Consider the following 23135-nt stretch of genomic DNA (forward strand, 5'->3'; position numbering starts at 1 on the left):
TGTGCGGATTCAGGCCGCGGCGGCGGCCGTGGCGGCGGGCTGGCGCAGTTCCTTGCGCAGGATCTTGCCGACCGTGGACTTGGGCAGCGCGGGCACGAAGCTCACGTGCTTGGGCACCTTGTAGGCGGCCAGGTTGCCGCGGCAGTGGGCCCGGATGGCGTCGGCGCTGAGCTCGGGCTGCCGGCTCACCACGAACAGGTGCGGCACCTCGCCCGAGCGTTCGTCGGGCACGCCGATGCAGGCGCATTCGACCACCTCGGCCATCATCGCCACCACGCCCTCGATCTCGTTGGGATAGACGTTGAAGCCCGAGACCAGGATCATGTCCTTCTTGCGGTCGACCACGTACATGTAGCCCTCGGCGTCCATGGTCACGACGTCGCCGGTGCGGAACCAGCCGTCGGCGGTGAAGGCGCGCCGGGTCTCGTCGGGGCGGTTCCAGTAGCCCGCGAACACCTGCGGGCCCTTGATCAGCAGCTCGCCGCGCTCGCCGATGGCCACCGGCCGGTCGCTGTCGTCGACGATCAGCACATCGGTCGAGGGCACGGCCCGGCCGATGGTGCCGTTGCGGCCAGGCGGGTTGAAGGTCACGCTGGGCGAGGTCTCGGTCAGGCCGTAGGCCTCGGTGATGGCCGGCGCGCCCGCGGCCACCCAGCGCTGCGCGACCGCACTCTGGATCGAGGCCCCCGCGCCCGCCACCAGCCGCGTGCGCGAGAAGTCCACGGCCGACAGCTCGGGGCTCGCGACCAGCGCGTTGAACAGCGTGTTGACGCCGATCAGGATCTCGAAGGGCGCGCGCTGCAGCTCCTCGATGAACTTCGGCACGTCGCGCGGGTTCTGCACCAGCCGGTTCTCGGCCCCCGCGTCGAGCGCGAAGAAGGCCATGGCCAGCGGATAGACGTGGTAGAGCGGCAGCGGCGTCACCATCGACTTGCCCTGCATCGGGCCGGCCTGCTCGATCCACAGCCGGATCTGGGCCAGGCTGGCGCCGAAGCTCGCATGGGTGAGCACCGCACCCTTCGAGACGCCCGTGGTGCCGCCGGTGTACTGCAGGAAGGCCGGGTTGGTCGGCCGCACCGTGACCGGCGCCAGGCCGGCCTTCGCGCCCCAGGCGATGGCGTGCGCCAGGCTCAGCCGGCTCACGCCGAACGGCCCGCTGGCCAGGGCCTCGTTGCCGGCCACGACACCCGTGGCATCGGTCGAGGCCCGCAGGTCGGCCAGTGGCGCGAGCAGGATGTGCTGCACGTCGCAGTCGGTCATGCCGGCCTGCAGTGCATCGGCCAGGTTTTCCGACACCACGACGCAGCGTGCGCCCGCGTCGCGCAGCTGGTGCTCGACTTCCCGCGCGGTGTACTGCGGATTGACCGTGACCGCCACCATGCCAGCCTTGAGCACACCGGCCAGCGTCACCAGGTAGGCCAGGCAGTTGGGCATCATGAGCGCGACGCGGTCGCCCTTGGCCAGGTCCAGGCTTTGCAGGTGGCCGGCCAGGCCGTCCGACAACACGCCGAGCTGCGCGAAGCTCAGCGATTCGCCGAGGCAGGTGGCGGCGGTCGCGTCGCCGTGCGTGCGCACCGCGCGTGCGAGCAATGTGACCAGGGTCTCGTCGGCGGGCAGCGCGATGTCGGTGGCCATGCCGGTCGGGTACGAGGCGTGCCAGAGGCGGTGTTCCATGGTTTTGTCTCCTTGTCTTTCTGATCGATCGGGTGGCTTGCTAGACCAGGGCTTCGCGGATGAAGTCCAGCCGGTCCTGGCCGAAGAACATCTCGCTGCCGACGAAGGTGGTCGGCGCGCCGAACACGCCGCGTGCCACGGCCTCCTCGGTGGTGGTGCGCAGCAGCGCCTTGACCTCCGGGTCGTTGGCCAGCGCGGTCGCCTCTTCGGTGGTGAAGCCCGCTTCGGCGACGGCCTGGGCGGTGAGCGCAGGCTCGTTGAGGTTGAGCGCGTCGATCCAGAGCGCCTTGAAGACCGACTGCAGCAGCGGCTGGAAACGCTCGGGATGCCGCAGCTGCGTGCCCGTGACCAGGCGCATCAGGTAGAGCGTGATGATGGGGAAGTGCGGGTTGGTCTCGATCGGTACGCCGTAGCGCCGCGCGAAGCGTGCGTAGTCGATGCTGGTGTAGCGGCCCTTGGCCGGGATGGTGGCCGGCGAGGCGTTGCCGGTGGCCTGGTAGACCCCGCCCAGCAGCATCGGCCGGTAGACCAGCTCGGCGTCGGCTTCGGCGCACAGCCGGGGCAACTGCGTCCAGGCCAGGTAGGACGCGGGGCTCCCCACGTCGAAGAAGAACTCGGCTTTCTTTGTCACGAAACACTCCTTAGTTGAACGATCGTTTGTCAAACGCAAGTTATGTTATTGTTTTTTCCTTGTCAACAAGGGAAACACCGGAGTCGACGCATGCGTTACCCCTCTACCCACAAGGAAGAAGTCCGCGAGAAGCTGGTCAACAGCAGCCGAGCCATCGCCAAACGCGGTGGCTTCGACTCGACCGGCGTCGATGCACTGATGGGCGCGATCGGCCTGACCGGCGGTGCCTTCTATGCGCACTTCCCCTCGAAGCGCGCGCTGTTCACCGCGGTGATCGACGAAGAGGTCAAGAACAGCACCGAGATGCTCGCGGGCGACGAGGAGTCGCCCGGCGACCATGTCGCCAAGCGCATCCGCAGCTACCTCAGCACCTACCACGCGCTCAACCCCGAAGAGGGTTGCGTGCTGCCGACGCTGGGCCCCGAGATCGCGCGCGCCGCACCCGAGGTGCGCGAAGCGGTCGAGCGCGGCCTCAAGCAGACGCAGAAGAGCTGGAGCGCGCGCATCGGCGATCCCGATGCGGCCTGGGCGCTGATCGCGCAGTGCGTCGGCGCGCTGGTGCTGGCCCGTGCGGTGGAGAGCGAGTCCACGCGCAAGGAGATCCTGGCCTCGAGCCGGCGCTTCCTCGACAAGACCCATGCGCTGGACGGCCCGATGCCGGCGTCCAAGGCTGCGCCCAAGGCTGCGCCCAAGGCGGCCGCCAAGCGCGCGCGGGACTAGCTTCTGCCCGGCGCGCCGCGCGCGCGCCCTCTTCCTTCGATCCGCAAAACCGCCATTGACGCGGTGTCGCCTTTTGTTTAACGTCCTATTGTCAAACGGTCGTTTTTTAAAAGGATGCGTATGCAGTCGAGCGAAGAGAAAAAGGTGGCACTGGTCATCGGTGCAGGTGATTCCACAGGCGGCGCGATCGCCGAACGCTTCGCGCAGGAGGGCTACATCGCCTGCCTCACGCGGCGCTCGGCCGACAAGCTCGAGCCGCTGCTCGAGGGCATCCGGGCCCAGGGCGGCCAGGCCTTCGGCTACGGCAGCGATGCGCGCAAGGAGGAAGAGGTCATCGCGCTGATCGAGCAGGTCGAGGCCGAGCACGGCCCGATCGAGGTGCTGGTGTTCAACATCGGCGCCAACGTGCCCTGCAGCATCCTCGAGGAGACCGCGCGCAAGTACTTCAAGATCTGGGAGATGGCCTGCCTGAGCGGCTTCCTCAATGCGCGCGAGGTGGCCAAGCGCATGGTCAAGCGCGGCCGCGGCACGATCCTGTTCACCGGCGCCACCGCCGGCCTGCGCGGCTCCGCGAACTTCGCGGCCTTCGCCGGCGCCAAGCATGCGCTGCGCGCGCTGGCGCAGAGCATGGCGCGCGAGCTGGGCCCGATGAACATCCACGTCGCGCATGTCGTGGTCGACGGCGCGATCGACACCGAGTTCATCCGCACCTCCTTCCCCGAGCGCTATGCGCTGAAGGCGCAGGACGGCATCCTGAACCCCAAGCACATCGCCGAGAACTACTGGTACCTGCACACTCAGCCGCGCGACGCCTGGACCTTCGAGCTCGACCTGCGTCCCTACATGGAACGCTGGTAAGTCCTGCCCCACGAGAAAGACCTACCCATGAGAGAAGCCGTCATCGTCTCCACCGCGCGCACCGGCATCGGCCGCGCGTTCAAGGGCGCACTCAACCACATCCCATCGCCCACGCTCACCGGCCATGTGATCGCGCATGCCGTGGAGCGCGCGGGCATCGCCGGCGACCAGGTCGACGACGTCGTGATTGGCGCCGTGCTGACCGCCGGCACCGCCGGCATGAACCTCGCGCGCCTGGCCTCGCTGGCGGGTGGCCTGCCGGTCTCGGTGGCCGGCCAGACCATCGACCGCCAGTGCGCCTCGGGCCTGATGGCCATCGCGACCGCGGCCAAGCAGATCACCGGCGACGGCATGGACATCGTGGTGGCCGGCGGCCAGGAGAACATCTCCGCGGTGCAGAACGACTACACGCGCTGGGTGGCGGAGACCACCGACCCGGCGCTGATCGCACGCGTGCCGCATGCCTACATGCCGATGCTGCAGACCGCGGAACTCGTGGCCAGCCGCTACGGCATCTCGCGCGAGGACCAGGACGCGTTCGCGGCCCGGTCGCAGCGCCGCACCGCGCAGGCACAGCGCGAGGGCCGCTTCGATGCCGAGATCGTGCCGATCACCACGCGCATGGCCGTGACCGACAAGCTGAGCGGCACCGTCAGCCATGTCGAGGTGACGCTGGCGAAGGACGAGGGCAACCGGCCCGAGACCACCGAAGCCAGCCTGGCGGGCCTCAAGGCCGTGCTGCCCGACGGCGTGGTGACGGCCGGCAACGCGAGCCAGCTGTCCGACGGCGCCTCGGCCAGCGTGCTGATGGATGCGAAGCTCGCCGAGCGCCGCGGCCTCGCGCCGCTGGGCCTCTACCGCGGCATGTCGGTGGCCGGCTGCGCGCCCGAGGAGATGGGCATCGGCCCGGTGCTGGCCGTGCCCAAGCTGCTGAAGCAGCACGGCCTCAAGGTCGAGGACATCGGCCTGTGGGAACTCAACGAGGCCTTCGCCAGCCAGGCCCTCTACTGCCAGCGGCAGCTCGACATCGACCCCGAGCGCCTCAACGTGAACGGCGGCGGCATCTCCATCGGCCACCCCTACGGCATGACGGGCGCGCGGCTGGTCGGCCACGCGCTGATCGAGGGCCGCCGGCGCGGCGTGCGCTACGTCGTCGTCACCATGTGCATCGGCGGCGGCATGGGCGCCGCGGCGCTGTTCGAAGTCGCCTGAGGCGGCACCTGCTTTCTTTGACAACACCCGACAACGAGGACTTTCCATGAAGACACGCATCACCGAACTCTTCGGCATCCAGCACCCCATCATCCAGGGCGGTATGCACTACGTCGGCTTCGCCGAACTGGCCGCCGCGGTGTCGAACGCCGGCGGCCTGGGGCTGATCACCGGCCTCACGCAGCGCACGCCCGAGCTGCTGGCCAAGGAGATCGCGCGCTGCCGCGAGATGACCGACAAGCCCTTCGGCGTGAACCTGACCTTCCTGCCGACCTTCTCGGCGCCGCCCTATGCCGAGTACATCGCTGCGATCGCCGAGGGCGGCGTGCGCATCGTCGAGACGGCCGGTCGCAGCCCCGAGGCCTACATGCCCGCGCTCAAGGCCGCGGGCATCAAGGTGATCCACAAGTGCACCTCGGTTCGGCATTCGCTTAAGGCCGAGCAGATCGGCTGCGACGCGGTCAGCGTCGACGGCTTCGAATGCGGCGGCCATCCGGGCGAGGACGACATGCCCAACATGATCCTGCTGCCGCGCGCGGCCGACGAACTGAAGATCCCCTTCGTGGCCTCGGGCGGCATGGCCGACGCGCGCAGCCTGGTGGCCGCGCTCGCGATGGGCGCCGAAGGCATCAACATGGGCACGCGTTTCGTCGCGACCCAGGAGGCGCCGGTGCACCAGAACGTCAAGGACGCGATCGTGGCGGCGTCCGAACTCGACACCCGCCTGGTCATGCGCTCGCTGCGCAACACCGAGCGCGTGCTGAAGAACGCCGGCGTCGACCGCCTGATGGCGATCGAGCGCGAGAAGGGCGACGCGATCAGGATCGAGGACGTCTACGACCAGGTCGCGGGCGTCTATCCGCGGGTGATGGTCGACGGCGAGATGGACGCCGGCGCCTGGAGCTGCGGCATGGTGGTGGGCCTGATCCACGACATCCCGACCGTGAAGGAACTGATCGACCGCATCATGGCGGATGCCGAAGTGCTGATCCGCCAGCGGCTGCAGCGCATGCTGACGCTGAGCCTGGCGCAGCGCACGGCCGAGATGGCCTGAGCATCGAGCAGCGCGATCCGCCGCACGGGCCGGCGGATCGCCTTTTTCTCCAAGCCTAGGCGTACAGCCCGTCGATCATCCCCGCGTATTTCGACTCGATCACGCGCCGGCGCAGGCGCAGCTGCGGCGTGAGTTCCTCGTCGTGCCCGCCCAGCAGCCGGGGCAGGATCGCGAAGCGATGAATGCGCCGGCCCGCGGGCAGGCCCGCGTTGAGCGCTTCGAGCTGCTGCGCGATCAACTGCTGGATTTCCGGCTGCGCGACCAGCTGCGCATAGTCGGTGTAGGGCACGTGGTGGTCCTGCGCGTACTTGAACACCCGCTCGGGCTCCAGTGCCAGCACGCAGGTGCAATGCGCGCGCCGGGCGCGCACCAGCATCGCATCCGACACATAGGCGTTGGCGCGCAGCAGGCGCTCGAGTTCGTCGGCCACCAGCGTGTCGCCAGGCGCGGCCTCGATGCGCTCGCTGCGCCGGCCGACGATGCGAAGACTGCCGCCGCCATGCATGGCGCCGAGGTCGCCCGTGGCGAGCCAGCCGTCCGCCGGCGCCGTGCCGGCCTGCAGCGCGCCGGCCGACCAGTAGCCCGCCAGCACGGCCGGCCCCCGGAGCAGGATCTCGCCGTCGGCGGCCAGCCGCACCTCGGTGCGTGGCGCCGGGGGCACGCCCTCGGCCTGCAGCCAGACCATGCCGCAGGCTTCCGCGAGCCCGTAGACCTCGGCCAGCGGCAGGCCCAGCGCGGTGTACCACTGCAGCAGCGGCTCGGACAGCGAGGCGGCGCTCACCAGCGCGAGCCGCGCGCGCGCCAGGCCCAGCGAGGCGCGCACGCGCCTCAGCGCGGTGCGGCCGATCCAGCCGGGGCGCCGGGCCGCCACGCTGCGGCGGTAGAGCCGCTGGAAGGCGGGCCGGGTGTCGCCCGCGAGGATGTCGGTGCGCGCATGCAGCCGCTCCCAGAAGCGCGGCGGCCCCGAGACCCAGTGCGGTGCGGCTTCGCGCAGGTCGTTGAACACCGTGCCCGGGCTTTCGGCGAAGTGCACCAGGCCGCCCGCCACCAGCGGGATGCCGGTGGCCAGCAGCCGCTCGTCGGCCTGGGCCAGCGGCGCGAAGGACAGCGAGTGGTCGCCGGCCTGCGCGCCCAGGCCGGCCTGCAAGGCCTGCACCTGGTGCAGCAACGCCTGCTGCGTCACGGCCGCGAGCCGCGCGGGCGCGCTGGTGCCCGCGGTGCCGATCAGCGCCGCGACCTGCGCGCCGGTGCCGGCCGCGATGCGGGCCTCGAACAGGGCGGTGTCCGGGTGCTGCCGACCCTGCTGCACCAGCGCGGCATAGGTGCCCACGGCCGGGTCGGCCAGCCCGCGCAGGCCGCGGTCGTCGATCACGCAGATCCGGCGCAGCGCGGGGCAGCGTTCGCGCGCCTGCAGGGCCTTCATCAGCTGCTCGGCGTTCTCCACCAGCAGCACGCGCGTGCCAGCTTCGTGCAGCGCATGCGCGACCTCTTCGTCTGAGCTCGAGGGGTAGAGGCCGTGGCTCACGAAACCCATGGCCTGCGCGGCCAGGTCCATGCAGAGCCACTCGGGACGGTTGTGCGAAAGGATCGACACCACCTCGCCCGGCTGCAGGCCGGCGGCGTCGAGCGCCAGGCCGAGCGCGCGCGCCTCGTCGAAGTAGCGGCCCCAGTCCATCGTGGTCCAGATGCCCAGCCGCTTGTGGCGCAGCGCGGGCTGCGCGGCCCATTGCGTGCAGCGCTGGCGCCACCATTGCGGCAGCGTGGCGACGCCGCCGGGCGGCAGCGCGTCCTCGGCCATGGCGTTCACGCGCTCTTCGCCGGATCGAGCACGCCCGAGCGGCCGATCCACTGACCCTTGACCACCTGTTCGACCTGGATCCACTCGGGGTCGACGTGGCCGTTGCTGTAGTGCTGTGCGTCGTAGGAAGACAGGCCGCGGTACTTCGAGGCCTGCAGTGCCTTTACCAGGCTGTCGGTGGTCAGCGTGCGGCCGGCCGCCTCCACGCCCTGGAAGAACCACGAGGCATAGTCGTAGAAGGCCAGCGAGATGTCCTGCGGCTCGAGCTTGAAGCGCTTGCGGTAGCTGTCGGCCCAGGTCTTCTCGGCCGCCGAGACCTGGTCCGCCGGCGTGATGCGCCAGGTGCCGATGCCGTAGAGCCCTTCGACCGAGGCCTTGCCCAGCGTGGCCGTGAGTTCGGCGCGGCCGGGGCTGGAGGTCAGCACGTTGACGTCGGTCCAGCCCAGCTTCTTCACCTCGGCTGCCACCGCGATCGTCTCGCGCGTGGTGGTGGCGGCCACGATCAGGTCGGCGCCCGCGGCCTTCATGCGCGCGACCTGCGAGGAGAAGTCGATGTCGCCGACCTTGTAGCTGGCCTCGGCCACCAGCGTGAGCTTGCGGGCCTGCAGCGCGCTCTTCACGCCCTTGCCCACGAGGTCGCCGAAGGGGCCTTCCTGGTAGATGAAGCCGACCTTCTTGCTGCCCAGGTTCTCCACCGCCCAGCGGATGCCGGCGGCGGTGCTGGTGTCGTAGTGGATGTTGTTGGTGAACAGCAGCGGCGAGTTGCCCGCGGCCTGGCGCACCAGCGCCGAGGCGGCATAGGGCGCGAAGCAGACGATGCCCGCATCGACCAGCTTCTTGGCCGTGGCCACGGTCGGGCCCGAGCCGAAGGGGCACAGCATCGCGAAGATCTCGTCGCGCCGGATCAGCTTGTCCACCGCGCGCACCGCCTGCGAGGCCTGGCTCGCGTTGTCCTCGATCACGAAGCGGATCTTGCGGCCGTGCAGGCCGCCGGCCTCGTTGAGCTCGTCGACGCGCATCTGCAGGCCGTTGCGGATCGGCGGTGCCGCCACCGACACCGGCCCCGAGAGGTCCAGGTGCGTGCCGATCACGATCTCCTTGTCGGAGATGCCGCCGGCGCGCGCGGGCAGCGCCAGGAAGGCCGGTGCGAGCCCGGCCAGGCCCGAGCTCAGGAGGGTTCTGCGTCGAAGGGTCATGGGTGTCTCCAGTGGATGTCGTTGAAAGTCGTGCGTCGCGTGCAGGTACGTCAATGCCAGCTCAGACTGCGCCGCGGCGGGCGCACGCCGCCCGCGGTGCCGTGCGCCACGTGCGCGACCGCATGGCCGAGGTAGAAGCGCTGGACGTCGTCGCGCGCGCTCAGCTCGGCGCAACTGCCGGCCGCGACCACGCGGCCCAGCTCGACGATGTAGCCGTCGTCGGCCGAGGCCAGCGCGATCGCGGCGTTCTGTTCCACCACCAGCACGGCGGTGTGGGTCTCGGCGCTGATGCGCCGGACGATGCCGAAGATCTCCTTGGTGAACAGCGGCGACAGGCCCAGCGAGGGCTCGTCGAGCAGCAGCAGCCGGGGCTGGGCCATGAAGGCGCGGCCGATGGCCACCATCTGCTGCTCGCCGCCCGAGAGCAGTCCGGCGCGCTGCCGGCGGCGTTCGCGCAGCCGCGGGAACCAGTCGTAGACGCGCTCGAGGTCGCGCGCGATGCCTTCGCGCGGGCGCCGCGCGAACGCGCCCATGCGCAGGTTCTCCTCCACCGTGAGGAAGGGAAAGAGCTGGCGGCCTTCGGGCACCAGCACCACGCCGGCGCGGCAGACCGCATCGGCATCGAGGCCGTCGATGCGCCGGCCGTCGAAGTGCACGCTGCCGCGCGCCGGGTCTATCACGCCCGCGATGGTGTTGAGCAGCGTGGTCTTGCCCGCGCCGTTGGCGCCCAGCACCGCCACGATGCGGCCGGCCTGGACCTCAAGGCTCACGCCCCGGATGGCGTTGACCGGGCCGTACCAGGTCTCGATGTTGCGCACGGAAAGCAGCGTGTCCACGGTTCAGGTCCCCAGGTAGGCGGCGATCACGCGCGGATCGGACTGCACTTCGGCCGGCGTGCCCGTCATCAGCACCTGGCCCTGCTCCATCACGAGCACGCGGTCGGCCACGGCCGAGACCAGCGACATGTCGTGCTCGACCATCACCACCGTGATGCCCAGTTCGTTCTGGATGTCCTCGATCCAGTAGGCGAGCTCGCGCGTTTCCTCCGGGTTGAGGCCGGAGGCCGGCTCGTCGAGCAGCAGCAGCGAAGGCTCGGCCGCGAGCGCCCGGCCGAGCTCGACGATCTTGCGGATGCCGTAGGGCAGGCCCGCCACCGGGCTCATGCGGTAGGGCGTGAGCGCGAGGAAGTCGATCACCTGCTCGACGCGTTCTCGGCTCAGGAGTTCGGCGCGCTGCACCGACGGCAGGTTGAGCATCTGCGAGAACACGTTGCCGTGCGGCGCGCGGTGCCGGCCCAGCAGCAGGTTCTCGAGCACGGTCGCGCCCTCGAACAGCTCGATGTTCTGGAAGGTGCGCGCCACGCCGCGCCGCACGATGTCGTGGCGCGCCACGCGCGTGATGTCCTGGCCGGCCACGCGAATGCGGCCGCTGCTGGCGTCGAACACGCGCGTGACCAGGTTGAAGACCGAGGTCTTGCCCGCGCCGTTGGGGCCGATGATCGCGAACACCTCGCCGCGCTGCACGGAGAAGTGCACGTCGCGCACCGCCTTCACGCCGCCGAAGGACAGGCTCAGGCCGTCGACCTCGAGCAGCGGCTCGGACGCGGCATCGCGGATCGCGACCGATTCGGGAATGCTCAGCGCTTTCATGCGCGCTCCGATCGCATGTAGGCCTTGGCGCGCTTGGCGCTGGCGGTGCGCAGGAAGGGGAAGTCGCGGGCCAGCGCGCGGATGCGCATCCAGCGGCCGTTGAGGCCCGTGGGCTCGAGCAGCACGAAGAAGGTCAGCACCGCGCCGTAGATGAACAGCTCCAGCCCGAACTGGTCGGCGATGCGCGAAGGCAGGGCGCCCTTGAGCAGCGAGATCGCCGAAGGCAGCAGGCCGATCAGCAGCGCGCCGAGGATCGCGCCGCGCAGGCTGCCCATGCCGCCGATGAACACCATCAGCACCAGCTGCAGCGACAGCGCCAGGCCGAAGCTCTCGGGCGTGATGAACTGGATCTGGTGCGCCATCAGCGCGCCCGCGATGCCGCTGATGCCGGCCGACAGCACGAAGGCCGTGACCTTGGTGCGCGCCACGTGGATGCCCAGGCCCTGGGCCGCGGCCTCGGAGTCGCGCACGCCCACGAAGGAGCGGCCGATGGACGAGCGCATCAGGTTGAGCAGCCCCAGCAGCACCGCCACCAGCAGCGCCAGGCAGAGGAAGTAGAAGGCGCGCGGCCCGCCCAGGCTGAAGCCCAACAGCAGCGGCTCGGGCACCGCCAGGCCGCTGTGGCCGCCGGTCACGCCCTTCCAGCGGCCGATCACGTGCTCGGTCACGATGGCGAAGGCCAGCGTCACCACCGACAGGTGCAGCCCCGACACGCGGATGGCCGGCAGCCCGATCGCCAGCCCGGCCAGCGCCGCCACGAAGGCGGCGCCCAGCAGCGACAGCGGCAGCGGCACGCCGGCCGTGAGCAGCAGCGCGTGCACGTAGGCACCCAGGCCGATGAAGGCCGATTGGCCCAGCGACACCTGGCCGGTGAAGCCGGTGAGCGTCATCAGGCCCAGGCTGGCGATGCAGAGGATGAAGACGAAGGCGGCCTCGCCCACGTAGAAGGTCGGCAGCAGCAGCGGTGCCGCGACCAGCACCGCGGCGAGCGCCAGGTAGGCCAGGCGGCCCGGCCGCGTCGGCAGCAGGCGGCGGCCCTGGCGGTAGTCGGTTTCGTAGCGCATGGCGTCAGACCCTCCGGCCGTGGGCTTCGCCCAGCAGGCCCTTGGGGAAGAACACCAGCACCGCGATCAGCACCAGGTAGGGCATGACGTCCTTGAAGCCGTCGGGCAGGTAGACGCCCGAGAACTGTTCGATCAGCCCGATCAGCAGGCCGCCGACGATGGCGCCGGGCACGCTGCCGAAGCCGCCCAGCACCAGCGCCGAGAAGGCCTTGAGCATCACGAACCAGAGGCTCAGGTCGACCAGCGAGATCGGTGCGAGCAACAGCCCGCACAGCGCCGCGATGGCGCCCGAGATAGCCCACACCAGCGAGTTGAGCCGCTTCACGCGCACGCCGCTGAGGTAGGCCGCGAGCTGGTTCTGCGAGGCGGCCTGGATCGCCACGCCGAGCGAGGTGCGCGCCATGAAGACGTACAGCAGCGCGGTCACGGCCAGCGCGGCCGCGACGATCACCAGGTTGAGGTCGGCCACCACCGCACCGCCGAAGCGCGTGATCTGGCCGGTCCAGGGGGTGTCGTAGGTGCGCGAGTCGGGGCCGAACACCATGCTCACGCCGCCGCGGATCATGAAGCCGATGCCGATGGTCAGCATCACGCCGGCGAACTGCGGCTGGCCGACGATCACGCGCATGACGCGGGCCTCGAGCAGGTAGGAGAACAGCGCGATGACCAGCACCACCAGCGGCAGCACGGCCCAGAAGGGCAGGCCCACGCCCTCGATCAGCCACCAGCCGAGGAAGGCCGACAGCATCAGGATGTCGCCGTGCGCGAAGTTCAGCACCTCGGTGGCCTTGTAGCCCAGCACCAGGCCGAGCGCGACGAGGCTGTAGATGGCGCCGGTCGACGCGCCCTGCAGGCCCAGTTGAAGCAACTGCGAAGTGTCCAAAGCGTGTGCACCTTATTTGAAAAACGTTGGTTAACCAAACGATCGACAGACTATAGATTCGGCCGAAGCGCGCGGTCAACGGCGCGCGCCGCGTATTCGCTAGGGGTATGCCCTAGACGGATGTCGGTGTGACTGCCTTGGCGCAGCGGCGGTTTCGGCCGGGGCCGCGAGACCCTTTCGGACGTTGCGGCCCGGGCACGGCATACTCAGGGAGCTCATAACAACTTGCCTGAAATCTCCCCGAATGGACAAAGAAGTCGACGCCGCGGTACTCGCGGTCATCAATGAAAAACGCCTGCTGGGCGACAAGCGCACACCGGTCGAGATCATCGCCAAGATGGGCGTGTTCGACGCGCGCCAGCAAGCCTCCGAATCCGCCTGGCTGGCGACGGGCGACAACGTGATCGCCACCATCTGGGCCGAGTTCGTGAGCGTCGGTGCCGGTGGGCGCTGGTTCTTCCTCGAATCGCTCGACGCGCAGCAGCGCCTGGGCGGCGGCGGCGAGCGCACGGCGCTGCAGGTGCAGCGCGCCAAGGACCGCTTCAAGCTGCTCAAGCGCTCGCTCGACGCGGGCCAGTCCTTCCGCGCCGTGCTGCAGACCAACCGCGTGGCCATCGCCGACCTGGAAACCGACAAGGCGGCCAAGGTCTCGATGCGCGTGCCGGACGAAGAGGAATGGCATGTCGCGAACTGGGATGCCGACCTCAAGGTCGCGGTGCTGGTGCGCGGCCCCCGCGGCTGGCTGCCGAGCGAAGAGGACATGAAGGCCGCGCGCACGCGCGGCAGCCTGCCGCCGCCGGCACCGGTCGTCACCTCCGGCCCGATGTCCAGGGACGAGGTCCAGGCGGCCGCGATGGCCTACCTGACCAAGCATTTCTCGAGCTACGGCTACAAGGCCGAGGACGTGTCGAGCCAGGGGCTGGGCTACGCGATCGAGGTGTCCGACAAGAAGGGCAATACGCTGCTCAAGCTCGCGGTCAAGGGCACGGCCCGCGGCGTGACAAGCTTCCAGCTCGACAGCGTCGAGCGCGCCGCGGCCAAGCGCGGCGACCCGTGGCGGCTGGCGGTGGTGATGGACATCGGCGGCCCCGCCGCCCAGCACAAGATCTTCAAGCCCACCGAGATCGACAGCGCACCGGGACTCGAGCCTCTGCTGAGCTGAGGCCGGCCTCATGCAAAAGCCGCTGCTCCCTTGCGGGGGCAGCGGCTTTTTCACGGGCAGGCCCGATCAGAAGTCCACGAGGCTCACACCGATGCTCAGCACCGTGCGCTTGCGGTTGTAGTCGACCAGCGTGTCGCCGTAGCCGTAGAACAGCTGCGTGTGGAAGCGCAGGTTGCTGGTGAGCGGATTGCCGATCGCCTTGAACCATTCGAGCCGGACCGAGCCGCGGCCGCTGTCGCGCAGGTTGTTGCGCACGGTCATGCCGAAGGTGTTGTCGCGGTCGTAGTTCCAGCGGCCGGTGACCTCGGCGCGGCCGATGTAGTCGGCGATGTCCGGGTTGTCGTCGCTGTCGACGTTTTCCTTCCAGCGTTTCCAGATGCGCGCCGAGACCTGGAAGCGGTCGTCAAGCTCCATGCCGCCCATCAGGTAGGTGCGGTTCCAGCTGCGCGACAGCGGCAGGCTCTGGCCGTTGGACTGGTGCACGATGCCCGCGCCCAGGTAGCGCCAGCGCCAGCCGAAGGGCAGCCGGAAGTCGGCCGGGTAGACGTACATCATCTCCGGCTCGTGGTCGGTGGTGCGGAAGGGCCGCGAGATCGCACCGTTGAACAGCTGCCAGGTCGACTGCTGGGAGTACGCGAACCACAGCGAATCCTTCTTCTGCGGATCGTTGGAGGTCAGCAGGCCCTGCGCCAGCTTGGTGCGCATCGACAGGCCCAGGCGCATCTCGTTGGCCTGGTAGTCCACGGGTTCGCCGGTGTGGTCGGGAGCGGGCGAGGTGGGCACGTCGGGCTTGTGCGTGGCGGCCGAGATCGACACGTTGAGCGGACGGTAGCCGCGGAAACCGAAGGTGCCGCAGTCGCTGCCTTCCTCCAGTTCCCAGAAGCGCGAGAGCGTCGAGTACTGGCGGTCGCGGCAGCCCTGTTCGGTGGCCACGGCCACCACGCGGGTCGCGGGGATGCTGGCATCGACCGGCGGCGCGGGCTGCGTGCTCGCGAGCACCGGCGGCGCGCTGGGCACGGCGGCGGCGGGCAGCGTCTGCTGCTGGGCCCAGCGGTCGAAGCAGGCGAGCCGCGCGTCCTTGTTGCCGGCCAGGCGCTGGCACTGCTGCCAGGTCAGTTGATCGCTGGCCAGCGAGCTGGCCGGCTTGTCGGCCGGCTGGGCCTGGGCCGCGCCCATTCCCGTGCCGAGGCATACCGCGGCAAAGGCCGCGCGGCGCCATGTCACGGGGGACCGATCTTGCGCAGCACGAAGGGCTGCTCGCTGTCGTCGCTTGAATTTCGCCATGTTCCTTTGAACTCCTTGCCGCATGAGCCGGCCTGCATTTCGCCCGACCAGACTGCGCTGATGGCGCGGCCGTCCAGGGATTCGTCGAAGACCAGAAAGCCTTCGTCGCTGATGTCGCCCGACAGCTGGGCTGTCTGGGGACCGCGCGTGATGGTGCCACGCACGCTGCCCGCGTACTCGGGGTGTTCGGCCAATCGCACGTCAGCCGGCGCCGCGAGATCGCCGAAACGTGCCTCCCAGCGGCCGTAGAGCGCCTCGGGCGGCAGTTCGCTGGCACTGGCCGGGCAGGCCTCGGCGGCGTGCGCCGGCGCGCACAGCAGGCCGCCGAGCGCGGCCAGCAGCCACAGCGATGCGATCCGGCGTTTCATCGGTCGGCCGCCGCGGCGGCTGCGGCCGCGGCGGCGTTGTCCTGCACCTTGCGCGCGAACTCGGCGCGCAGCGCCTTGAGCTTCTCGCGCGGGTCTTCCTTGATGGTGGTCTTGTCCAGGCCCATTTCGGCGATGAAGCGGCTGGGCTGGGTGGCGATCATCTCGCGGCCCTTCTTGCGCCGCTTGGTCCAGCTCACGGCCAGCGTGCGCTGGGCGCGCGTGATGCCCACGTACATCAGCCGTCGTTCTTCCTGCAGCCGCTGCAGCGTGTCGTCGCTGACCTTCTGCTGGCGGCCGTCGTCGTCGTCGAGCTTGAAGGGCAGCGTGCCCTCGTTCACGCCGATCAGCAGCACATGCGGCCATTCGAGGCCCTTGGAGGCATGCAGCGTCGACAGCGTCACCACGTTCTGGTCCTTCTCGCGCTCGCTGATGGTCGACAGCAGCGAGATGGTCTGCGCCACCTCGAGCAGGTTCTTGCGCTCGCTCTCGACCGTGGCGCCCGAGGTGTCGTCGATCTCGCCGCCGCAGCGCGCGGCCATCCAGTCGCAGAACTCGAGCACGTTGGTCCAGCGCGTGGCCGCGGCCGATTCGCTGTCCTCGCCGTCGTAGAGGTGCTGCTCGTAGCCGATCTCCTTGAGCCACTCGGCCATGAAGGCGCGCGCGGCCTCGGCGCCCACGGTGTGGCGCGCCTTGTATTCGAGGTCGTTGATGTAGCGGCCGAATTCGAGCAGGCCCTCGAGCGTGCGCTTGGGGATCACGCTGGGCAGCGAGGAGCTGAACAGCGCGCCGAACAGGCTCAGCTTGTACTGGCTCGCGAAGGTGCCCAGCGCGGCCAGCGTGGTGTGGCCGATGCCGCGCTTGGGCGTGGTCACGGCGCGCAGGAAGGCCGGGTCGTCGTCGTTGTTGGTCCAGAGCCGGAACCAGCCGCAGAGGTCCTTGATTTCGGCGCGGTCGAAGAAACTCTGGCCGCCCGAGACCTTGTAGGGGATCTGCGCCTTGCGCAGCGCCTGCTCGAAGACCCGCGCCATGTGGTTGGCGCGGTAGAGGATCGCGAAGTCGCGAAACTCCTTGTGCTGGTCGCCCTGCGTCACGGCGGTGCCGGCGCGCAGGCTCACGATGCGGGCCACCGCGCGCTCGGCCTCGTGGGCCTCGTTGTCGGCATCGACCACGCGCACCGGCTCGCCTTCGCCCAGTTCGCTGAACAGCGTCTTGGGGAACAGCTTGGGGTTGGGGCCGATCACGTTGTTGGCCGCGCGCAGGATCGCGCTGGTGGAGCGGTAGTTCTGCTCGAGCTTGATGACCTTGAGCTTCGGATAGTCGATCGGCAGCTTGCGCAGGTTGTCCAGCGTGGCGCCGCGCCAGCCGTAGATCGACTGGTCGTCGTCGCCCACGGCGGTGAAGTGGCCCTCGGTGCCGACCAGCGCCTTGAGCACCTCGTACTGCGTGGCGTTGGTGTCCTGGTACTCGTCGACCAGCACATGGCCGAGCGTGTTCTGCCACTTCTCGCGCACCGCATCGTGCTCGCGCAGCAGCTTGAGCGGCATGCCGATCAGGTCGTCGAAGTCCACGCTCTGGTAGGCCGTGAGCCGCTCCTCGTAGCGCGCCATGATCTGCGCCGTGATGCGCTCGTTGTCGTCGGTGGCAATGGCCTCGGCCTGGGCCGCGTTGAGGCCCATGTTCTTCCACTTGCTGATGGTCCACTGCCAGATGCGCGCGGTGGCGGTGTCGCTGCTGCCGCCTGCGTCCTTGAGGATCTTGGTGACGTCGTCGCTGTCGAGGATGCTGAAGGCCGGCTTCAGGCCCAGCACCGCGCCGTCCTCGCGCATCATGCGCACGCCCAGCGCGTGGAAGGTGCAGACCACCACATGCTTGGCGTCGCGCCCGATCAGCCCCTTGGCGCGCTCGCGCATCTCGGCGGCGGCCTTGTTGGTGAAGGTGATGGCGGCGATGCGCTTGGGCGCCATGCCGGCCTGGATCAGGCGGCCGATCTTGTGCGTGATGACGCGCGTCTTGCCGGAGCCTGCACCGGCCAGCACGAGGCAGGGGCCGTGCAGGTAGTTGACGGCTTCCTGCTGGGCGAGATTGAGACCGGAAGACATGCGGGCGTGAGCGGCGACGAGGGCAGGCGCAAAGCGCGCAATGATACTGGCGCGCCGAAAAGCCCGGCCTTGACGCAACGGCTGCCGGCGTGCATGCGGATGGGGATTCGTCGCACGCGCCGGGCGGCCGCCGCGTGTTAAGACCGCTGCCTCCTTGCGTGCAACACCATGAAAAAAACAAGACATCCGCTCACCATCGTGCTCTGGACCGCGCTGCTGACCGTGCTGGCCACGGTGCTGGTGCTGAACTTCATCCCCGGCGAGAAGAAGATCGACCAGCACGTCGAACGCGAATACGGCCTGCATGACCCGCAGTTCCGCCGCGCGATGGGTGTGCTGCTGGGGCCGGCCATCGTGCAGGGCAACCGCTTCGAGGCGCTGCACAACGGCGACCAGATCTTTCCGCCGATGCTGGCCGCCATCCGGGGCGCGCAGCAGAGCATCACCTTCGAGACCTACATCTACTGGTCGGGCGACATCGGCCGGGCCTTCGCCGACGCGCTGGCCGAGCGTGCGCGGGCCGGCGTGCGCGTGCATGTGCTGCTCGACTGGGTCGGCAGCGCCAAGATCGACGACAGCTTCCTGCAGGAGATGGAGAAGGCGGGCGTGGAGATCCGCAAGTTCCACAAGCCGAGCTGGTACGACATCGCGCGCATGAACAACCGCACCCACCGCAAGCTGCTGGTGGTCGACGGCGCGGTGGGCTTCACCGGCGGCGTGGGCATCGCGCCCGAATGGACCGGCCATGCGCAGGACCCCGAACACTGGCGCGACTCGCATTTCAGGGTCGAGGGGCCGGTGGTGGCGCAGATGCAGGCGGTCTTCATGGACAACTGGGTCAAGGTCTCGGGCCAGGTGCTGCACGGCGAGCGCTATTTCCCGGCGCTGCAGGCGCACGATGCGCGCGCGCCGGGCGCGGGCGGCGGCGCGCAGATGTTCAGCAGCTCGCCCTCGGGCGGCAGCGAGAGCATGCACCTGATGTACCTGCTGGCGATCACCGCCGCAGAGCACACCATCGATCTTTCCAGTGCCTACTTCGTGCCGGACGAGCTCACGCGCGACGCGCTGGTGGCCGCGGTGCGGCGTGGCGTGCGGGTGCGCATCATCACGCCCGGGCCGATCATCGATGCGCAGACCGTGCGCGGCGCGTCGCGCGCGGCGTGGGGCCCGCTGCTGGAAGCGGGCGTGCAGATGCACGAATACCAGCCGACCATGTTCCATTGCAAGGTGCTGGTGGTCGACGACTTCCTGGTCTCGGTCGGCTCGACCAACTTCGACAACCGCTCCTTCCGCCTCAACGACGAGGCCAACCTCAACATCTACGACGAGGCCTTCGCCAAGGCGCAGGTCGCGACCTTCGAGGACGACCTGCGGCAAAGCCGTGCCGTCACGCTGGCGCAGTGGCAGGCGCGCCCGTTGCGCGAGAAGGCGATGGAGCACCTGGCGAGCCTGCTGTCGGCGCAGCTCTGACGGCAGCGACAATCGCCGCCGTGCTGCAGATCTTCCTCGTCACCTTTCCCTTCTTCGCACTGATCGCCGCCGGCTATGCGGCCGCGCGCCTGCGGGTGTTGCCGCTCGAAGCGATTCCGGGCCTCAACATCTTCGTGCTGTATTTCGCGCTGCCTTGCATGCTCTACCGCTTCGGTGCCGGCACGCCGATCGCGCAGCTGCTCGACGGCAGCGTGGCGCTGGTCTGGGGGCTGTGTGCATTGGCGGTCGTGGCGGCGACGGTGTGGCGCACCCGCAGCGCGCGCATCGGCTGGAACGACGCCTCCTTCGGCGCGCTGGTGGCCGCCTTTCCCAACACCGGCTTCATGGGCGTGCCGTTGCTGGCGGCCCTGCTGGGCCCGGGCGTCGCGGGGCCGGTGATCATCACGATCGCCTTCGACATGGTGGTCACCTCCTCACTGTGCATCGCGCTGTCGCGGCTCGACGGCGCCGACGAGCACGGCGCGGCCAAGGCCGTGCGCCAGGCGCTGCGCGGCATGTTCATGAACCCGCTGCCCTGGTCGATCCTGCTGGGAGCGCTGGCCTCGGCCCTGCAATTCCAGCTGTTCGGGCCGATCGACCGCACGGTCACGATGCTGGCCGACGCCGCCTCGCCGGCCGCGCTCTTCACCATCGGCGCGGTGCTCGCGCGTTCGGCCTTGGCGGCCCGCCGCATGCCCGACCACGGGCTGGCGCGCGTCGGCGATGTGCTGCCCGTGGTGGTGGTCAAGCTGCTGCTGCATCCGCTGCTGGTCTGGGCGGCGGCGCGTGCCGCGATCGCACTGGGCCTGCCGCTGAGCCAGCCGGCGCTGGTGGCGATCGTGCTGGTGGCCGCGCTGCCGAGCGCGAGCAACGTGTCGATGCTGGCCGAACGCTTCGGCGCCGACAACGGGCGCATCGCGCGGATCATCCTCTGGACCACGGTGGCGGCCTTCTTCACCTTCCCGCTGGCCGTGGGCCAGTTGAACTGAGCACCACGTCGGAAGGCGCACGCCCTTCCAGAGACACCGCGGAACCGGCTTTGCGGGCCGCAGGCGCTTCGAAGGTCAGTTCGTCAGAACCCCCAGCTGATAGGGATCGGCGCCCGACAGCAGCTCGCACTTGGACAGGTCGCGGCCCTGCGTGCCGTCGCAATAGAAGGTGTTGTACACGCGGCCGAACAGCGTGGGCGTGGAGATGAACAGCACGCCGTGGTCGGCACGCCAGGTCTCGCGCGAGGTGCTGGTTTCGACCAGGGCGGGGGCCGAGGGGGCCGCTGGTGGGGCGATGAAGTCGGACAGTGCGCGGTGCGCGTCGTCGCCGCGCCAGCGGGTCGCCAGCTCTTCGGGCGAGGGCCGCACGGCCACGGGGATCAGCAGCCCGTTGATCTGCAGTCCGGAGCCGAAGCGGTGCGACTTGGCGGCCAGGAAGGCATAGGCGCAGGCGGCCTGGCATTGGCCGCGCACTTCGGTCTGCACGCCGCTGCTGCGGATGGCTGCGGCATAGCTGGCGGCGGCCTCGGCGGTGCCGCCGAAGGAGTCCTCGAACACCACCGTCCGCACCTTGCCCGAGGCCAGGTGCTCGTTGAAGGCCGGCAGCGTGTCGCTGTCGAGCAGGCCGATGACCAGCAGGCGGTTGCCCTCGGGCTTGAGATCGGCGGCCGAGACGACCGCGGTGGCCGCCAGCAGGCACAACAGCCCGCCCAGGCGAAACAGGGTCTTCAGCGTCATGGCGTCACTCCGGTGCAGGCCCCGCAGGGCCCATGGCTACAGCTTGCTCAGTGCGCCCCTGGCGTCAACTGCTTTTGCAAAGTATTGCCGATGAGGCGTGCCGGCGCAGAAAAACTTGAAGCCTGTGAACGCTGTTTCCGGTGCCTCCCGGCCATGGCGTCAACGGAAACCTAGATCTGGTGCGGATCGACGTCGATCAGCCAGCGGATCACGCTCTTGCCCTCGGGCGTGCGGCGCAGCGCGTTCAGCACCGGCTGCCACTGGGCCAGCAGGCGCTGCAGCGCGGCGCGCGAATGGCTTTCCAGCAGCATCTGCGCGCGCTCCACGTTGGCCACGCGCTGGATCGTCAGGGGCACGGCCGGGTAGCGCACCACGTGCTCGCCGCCTTCCAGCGTCTCGGCCGCGGCGCTGGCGGCCTGCAGGAAGGCCTGGGCGGCGGCCTGGGTGCGCGCGTCGGCGCGCAGCAGCGCCTGGAAGGCGAAGGGCGGCATCTGGGCCGCGCTGCGTTGTGCCAGCTCGCTGGCGGCGAAGGCCGGGTAGTCGTGGCGGCGCAGCGCGGCGAACAGCGCATGGTCGGTGTGGTGGGTCTGCAGCCACATCTCGGCGGTGCTGCCCTGCGCCGCCAGGTAGGCGGCATCGCGCCCGGCCCGGCCGGCCGACTGCATCAGCAGGCTGAACAGGCGCTCGGGTGCGCGGAAGTCGCTGGAGAACAGCGCGCCGTCGGGGTTCACGGCCGCCACCAGCGTGATGCGGCGGAAGTCGTGGCCCTTGGCGATCATCTGGGTGCCGACCAGCACGTCGACCTCGCCCGCGTGCACGGCCGCCAGCTGCGCGGCCAGCGCACCCTGTTTCTTGGTGCTGTCGGCATCGATGCGCGCGATGCGCACCGGGCTGCCGTCGGGCCGGGTCACCGCGGCGAACAGCGTGCCCAGGTGTTCTTCCAGCTGCTCGGTGCCGCGCCCGACCGGCGCGATGTCGGGGTTGCCGCAGGCCGGGCAGGCACGCGGCACGCGTTCGGTGAAGCCGCAGTGGTGGCAGCGCAGCGTGCGGTCGATCTTGTGGAACACGCGGTAGGCGCTGCAGTGCGGGCACTCGCTCTTCCAGTCGCAGTCGCCGCAGGCCAGCACCGGCGCGTAGCCGCGGCGGTTGAGGAACACCATGCTCTGCTCGCCGCGCGCGATGCGCTGGCCGATGGCGTCGAGCAGCACGCCCGAGAGCACCGTCTTCGAGGGCTGCAGCCGCATGTCGACCAGCCGCACCGCGGGCAATGCGCCGGCGCCGATGCGCGAGGGCATCGCCAGCCGCAGGTAGCGCCCGCCCGGGTCGCCGGCTTCGGCCGGGCGGCTCTGGTGCCAGCTCTCGAGCGAAGGCGTGGCCGAGCCGAGGATCACCTTGGCGTCCTCGCGCCGGCCGCGCCATACGGCCAGGTCGCGCGCCGAGTAGCGCGCGCCTTCCTGTTGCTTGTAGCTGGGGTCGTGCTCCTCGTCGACCACGATCAGCGCCAGCCCCGGCATCGAGGCGAACACCGCCATGCGCGTGCCGAGCACGATGCGCGCCGTGCCCGCATGCGCCGCCAGCCAGCTGGCCAGGCGCTGCGGATTCGTCATGCCGCTGTGCAGCGAGACCACCGCGCCCGCGCCGAAGCGGGCCTCGAAGCGTTCGCGAAAGCGCGCCTCCAGCTGCGGCGTGAGGTTGATCTCGGGCACCATCACCAGCGCCTGGGCCTCGGGCGCGCGGGCCAGCAGCGTGGCCACGGCCTGCAGGTAGACCTCGGTCTTGCCGCTGCCGGTGCTGCCGAACAGCAGGAAGGGACCCGGCTCGCTGGCGATGCGCTGCAGCGCGTCGGCCTGCTCGGCGCTGACCGGCAGCGCGCCGGCCGCGGCGTCGGCTTCGGGCGGGTCCGCCACGGGACTGCCCTGGCGCTTGAGCCGGCGCGTGAGCTGCACGCTGCTCAGGTCGCGCAGCTGCGGCGGCAGGGCCGACAGCGCGATCTCGCCCAGCGAGCGCTGGTAGTAGCGCGCCGCGAACGCGACCAGGTCGCGCCAGGCCTCGTTCAGCGGCGCCAGCGCGTCGAGCGCCGCGCCCACGGGCTTGAGTTCCAGGGCTGCCTCCGCCTCGCCCATCGGCTGGCTCTGCCAGGCCACGCCCAGCACCTCGCGGCGCCCCAGCGGCACGCGCACCAGGGTGCCCGCCGGCAGCGCCGCCGGGGCGACATAGCTCAGCAAATCGCCCAATGCAGCATGGGCTGGCGTGTGGACGGCAACCTCGACTCGCCAATTCATGGGA

Annotated in this window: 20 protein-coding genes; 7 read left to right on the plus strand and 13 right to left on the minus strand. The window is 69.9% G+C overall.

What is annotated here, in order from left to right; all coding sequences use genetic code 11:
* Positions 1 to 9: 9 nt before the first annotated feature.
* Positions 10 to 1674, minus strand: coding sequence for an AMP-binding protein (locus tag K0H49_RS18105; RefSeq protein ID WP_219215375.1), 1665 nt, complete (start codon positions 1672 to 1674; stop codon positions 10 to 12).
* 40 nt (positions 1675 to 1714) lie between these two features.
* Positions 1715 to 2305: a 2-hydroxychromene-2-carboxylate isomerase gene (locus tag K0H49_RS18110; protein WP_219215377.1), complete on the minus strand. Its 591-nt coding sequence runs from the start codon at positions 2303 to 2305 to the stop codon at positions 1715 to 1717.
* 90 nt (positions 2306 to 2395) lie between these two features.
* Between K0H49_RS18110 and K0H49_RS18115 the strand changes: the two genes are divergently transcribed.
* From K0H49_RS18115 to K0H49_RS18130, 4 genes are all read left to right on the plus strand, one after another.
* Positions 2396 to 3025: a TetR/AcrR family transcriptional regulator gene (locus K0H49_RS18115; protein WP_219215379.1), complete on the plus strand. Its 630-nt coding sequence runs from the start codon at positions 2396 to 2398 to the stop codon at positions 3023 to 3025.
* 120 nt (positions 3026 to 3145) lie between these two features.
* Entirely contained in the window at positions 3146 to 3883 is a 738-nt protein-coding gene (locus K0H49_RS18120) for an SDR family oxidoreductase (protein ID WP_219215381.1), read from the plus strand.
* Positions 3884 to 3910: 27 nt separating this feature from the next.
* Positions 3911 to 5095, plus strand: coding sequence for an acetyl-CoA C-acyltransferase (locus tag K0H49_RS18125; RefSeq protein ID WP_219215383.1), 1185 nt, complete (start codon positions 3911 to 3913; stop codon positions 5093 to 5095).
* A 46-nt stretch (positions 5096 to 5141) separates the two neighbouring features.
* The gene (locus K0H49_RS18130; RefSeq protein WP_219215385.1) at positions 5142 to 6149 is read left to right on the plus strand and encodes an NAD(P)H-dependent flavin oxidoreductase; all 1008 of its coding nucleotides are present in this window, start codon (positions 5142 to 5144) and stop codon (positions 6147 to 6149) included.
* A gap of 55 nt (positions 6150 to 6204) precedes the next feature.
* On the opposite strand, the gene K0H49_RS18135 is transcribed toward K0H49_RS18130, so the two are convergent.
* The 6 genes from K0H49_RS18135 to K0H49_RS18160 are packed head-to-tail and all read right to left on the minus strand — an operon-like array spanning position 6205 to position 12739.
* Entirely contained in the window at positions 6205 to 7947 is a 1743-nt protein-coding gene (locus K0H49_RS18135; RefSeq protein WP_257624983.1) for an AMP-dependent synthetase/ligase, read from the minus strand.
* Between the two features lie 5 nt (positions 7948 to 7952).
* Positions 7953 to 9143 carry an ABC transporter substrate-binding protein gene (locus K0H49_RS18140; RefSeq protein ID WP_219215389.1) on the minus strand — a complete coding sequence of 397 codons (1191 nt, stop codon included), beginning with the start codon at positions 9141 to 9143 and terminating at the stop codon, positions 7953 to 7955.
* 50 nt (positions 9144 to 9193) lie between these two features.
* Positions 9194 to 9979, minus strand: coding sequence for an ABC transporter ATP-binding protein (locus tag K0H49_RS18145; RefSeq protein ID WP_219215391.1), 786 nt, complete (start codon positions 9977 to 9979; stop codon positions 9194 to 9196).
* Between the two features lie 3 nt (positions 9980 to 9982).
* Positions 9983 to 10792, minus strand: coding sequence for an ABC transporter ATP-binding protein (locus K0H49_RS18150; RefSeq protein WP_219215393.1), 810 nt, complete (start codon positions 10790 to 10792; stop codon positions 9983 to 9985).
* Positions 10789 to 11856: a branched-chain amino acid ABC transporter permease gene (locus tag K0H49_RS18155; RefSeq protein WP_219215395.1), complete on the minus strand. Its 1068-nt coding sequence runs from the start codon at positions 11854 to 11856 to the stop codon at positions 10789 to 10791. The genes K0H49_RS18150 and K0H49_RS18155 overlap by 4 nt, the downstream gene beginning before the upstream one ends.
* A 4-nt stretch (positions 11857 to 11860) precedes the next feature.
* Positions 11861 to 12739, minus strand: a complete 879-nt coding sequence (locus K0H49_RS18160; RefSeq protein ID WP_219215397.1) for a branched-chain amino acid ABC transporter permease — start codon at positions 12737 to 12739, stop codon at positions 11861 to 11863.
* 244 nt (positions 12740 to 12983) lie between these two features.
* On the opposite strand from K0H49_RS18160, the gene K0H49_RS18165 reads away from it, so the two are divergent.
* The gene (locus K0H49_RS18165) at positions 12984 to 13901 is read left to right on the plus strand and encodes a protein NO VEIN domain-containing protein (RefSeq protein ID WP_219215399.1); all 918 of its coding nucleotides are present in this window, start codon (positions 12984 to 12986) and stop codon (positions 13899 to 13901) included.
* Between the two features lie 66 nt (positions 13902 to 13967).
* Here the strand turns inward: K0H49_RS18165 and K0H49_RS18170 are convergent, their stop codons facing one another.
* From K0H49_RS18170 to K0H49_RS18180, 3 genes are read right to left on the minus strand one after another with little or no spacing between them, the layout of a single operon-like run.
* Positions 13968 to 15077, minus strand: a complete 1110-nt coding sequence (locus K0H49_RS18170) for a phospholipase A (protein ID WP_257624985.1) — start codon at positions 15075 to 15077, stop codon at positions 13968 to 13970.
* Between the two features lie 44 nt (positions 15078 to 15121).
* Complete coding sequence (locus K0H49_RS18175; RefSeq protein ID WP_219215403.1) at positions 15122 to 15553, minus strand: hypothetical protein; 432 nt, start codon at positions 15551 to 15553, stop codon at positions 15122 to 15124.
* Positions 15550 to 17652 (minus strand): ATP-dependent helicase, encoded by a 2103-nt coding sequence (locus K0H49_RS18180; RefSeq protein ID WP_219215405.1) that lies wholly within the window; start codon positions 17650 to 17652, stop codon positions 15550 to 15552. The genes K0H49_RS18175 and K0H49_RS18180 overlap by 4 nt, the downstream gene beginning before the upstream one ends.
* A 168-nt stretch (positions 17653 to 17820) precedes the next feature.
* Here K0H49_RS18180 and K0H49_RS18185 point away from each other — a divergent pair, with 168 nt between their 5' ends.
* Both K0H49_RS18185 and K0H49_RS18190 read left to right on the plus strand, forming a co-directional pair.
* Positions 17821 to 19122 carry a phospholipase D-like domain-containing protein gene (locus tag K0H49_RS18185; protein WP_219215407.1) on the plus strand — a complete coding sequence of 434 codons (1302 nt, stop codon included), beginning with the start codon at positions 17821 to 17823 and terminating at the stop codon, positions 19120 to 19122.
* A gap of 20 nt (positions 19123 to 19142) precedes the next feature.
* Positions 19143 to 20111 carry an AEC family transporter gene (locus K0H49_RS18190; RefSeq protein WP_219215409.1) on the plus strand — a complete coding sequence of 323 codons (969 nt, stop codon included), beginning with the start codon at positions 19143 to 19145 and terminating at the stop codon, positions 20109 to 20111.
* Positions 20112 to 20186: 75 nt separating this feature from the next.
* On the opposite strand, the gene K0H49_RS18195 is transcribed toward K0H49_RS18190, so the two are convergent.
* Positions 20187 to 20849, minus strand: coding sequence for a hypothetical protein (locus tag K0H49_RS18195; RefSeq protein WP_257624939.1), 663 nt, complete (start codon positions 20847 to 20849; stop codon positions 20187 to 20189).
* Between the two features lie 170 nt (positions 20850 to 21019).
* The gene (gene priA, locus K0H49_RS18200; protein ID WP_219215411.1) at positions 21020 to 23131 is read right to left on the minus strand and encodes a replication restart helicase PriA; all 2112 of its coding nucleotides are present in this window, start codon (positions 23129 to 23131) and stop codon (positions 21020 to 21022) included.
* Positions 23132 to 23135 lie beyond the last annotated feature (4 nt).

This window comes from Variovorax boronicumulans (genome assembly GCF_019352895.1).
In the GTDB taxonomy this organism is placed as follows: Bacteria; Pseudomonadota; Gammaproteobacteria; order Burkholderiales; family Burkholderiaceae_C; genus Variovorax; species Variovorax boronicumulans_A.